The sequence below is a fragment of the Candidatus Magnetaquicoccus inordinatus genome (genome assembly GCF_004217665.1).
Lineage (GTDB): Bacteria > Pseudomonadota > Magnetococcia > Magnetococcales > Magnetaquicoccaceae > Magnetaquicoccus > Magnetaquicoccus inordinatus.
The window spans coordinates 1-1,049 of the sequence record NZ_RXIU01000530.1; the positions used below are offsets into that span (position 1 = coordinate 1).

The 1,049-nt window shown below is 50.5% G+C and carries 1 protein-coding gene; it reads left to right on the forward strand.

The genetic code is table 11. The features are described 5' to 3' along the window. On the forward strand, positions 1-1,044 hold a 1,044-nt coding region (locus tag EJP87_RS17060), incomplete at its 5' end, for a methyl-accepting chemotaxis protein (protein ID WP_227657761.1). Positions 1,045-1,049: the final 5 nt, after the last annotated feature.

A 1,049-nucleotide genomic window follows, 5' to 3' on the forward strand; every position in this document is an offset into this window, starting at 1 on the left:
ATTTATGCCGGTGTACCAGTTCGCTTGGGTCAATCCTTGCCCTTTGGATCGTTGGTCATAGTGCAGAATGCCAACCAGTTGCGAGTGGATGCCAGTCGCTCCCTCTATTTTGGATTGGCAATTACAGCGCTGTTTGCTTCGGTTGCCGTTTTTATAGGCATCTTGCTGGCACGATCGATTGTGAAAAAAATTCGCAGCATGGTAGATGTGGTGGCTACAGCGACCGGTCAGGTACTCTCATCGGCCAATGGAATTGCCGCAGCGGTCAGCGATGAAGTGGCCATTGCCACAGAGCAATCGGCGGCAGTGACCGAAATTACTGCTTCGATGGAGGAGTTGTCTGCCACCTCCAACCAAATCAATGAAAATGCTGGTTCGGTATTGTCGGTCTCCACACAAACGCTGGAGGTGGCAGAGCAGGGCCGCGTTGCTGCCATGCAGGTGATGCGGACCATGAAACAGATCAACGATGATAATCAGAAAAATATCAGTGATGTTGTGGAGTTGGGACGCAAATCACAAGAGATCAACCGGGTGATGGAGATTATCAACGGTATTGCCGATCAGACCAAATTGATCGCCTTTAATGCCGCCATTGAAGCCTCCAGCGCCGGAGAGGCGGGTGCACGCTTTGGAGTGGTGGCAGTAGAGATTCGGCGCTTGGCGGACAGTGTCATGGAGTCCACCCGCGAAATCAGTGACAATTTGAAAGAGATTCAGGAGAGTGTCAACCGCCTGGTTATTGCTTCGGAAACCGGTGCCAAAGGCATTCAATCCGGTAGTGCTCTCACTGAGGAGACAGTGGGCTTTTTGAACGATATTTTTTCAGGGGCTCAGGCCACCAATGATGCCGCCAAGCAGATTTCACTCTCCACTCAACAGCAAAAGACCGCCACGACGCAGATTGTTTTTGCCTTGAAGGAGATTGAGATGGGCTCGCAACAGATCTCTGTGTCGATTCATACCACCCATGATACCTGTACAGGCTTGATGGAGTTGTCAAAAAATCTTAGTGAACAGGTGGAGCATTTCAAATCGATCTGAGCAGA